This is a genomic window from Ochrobactrum sp. SFR4 (genome assembly GCF_019730395.1).
GTDB lineage: Bacteria > Pseudomonadota > Alphaproteobacteria > Rhizobiales > Rhizobiaceae > Pseudochrobactrum.
In genome coordinates this window covers 1-241 of record NZ_JAAPBB010001285.1, presented here as the reverse complement: position 1 = coordinate 241, position 241 = coordinate 1, and the positions used below count along the sequence as shown (strand labels likewise).

Annotated in this window: 1 protein-coding gene; it reads right to left on the bottom strand. The window is 64.3% G+C overall.

The annotated features are described in order from the left end of the window. On the bottom strand, nucleotides 1-241 hold a 241-nt coding region (locus HBA93_RS23155; protein ID WP_502910189.1), incomplete at both ends, for a helix-turn-helix domain-containing protein.

The following is a 241-nucleotide window of genomic DNA, read 5'->3' as shown; positions in this document are numbered from 1 at the left end:
CGGGGCGCAAAAGCGTCTCGATGGCGGGCACCATTGCCTGCGGGACCAGTATCATTTCCAGCCCAAGCGCCCTGGCAATGTTGATCAAAGTCGTGGTGCGCGCGGCTGCTGCCCCCGTCTCGATGTCGCGGTAGCGCGGGCGCGAAATGCCCGCAAGATCGGCCACCTGCTCCTGGGTCAACCCCGCTGCAAGACGCGCGCGGCGAAAATGGTCGCCGATCAGCCTCAGTGTTTCTTCTTC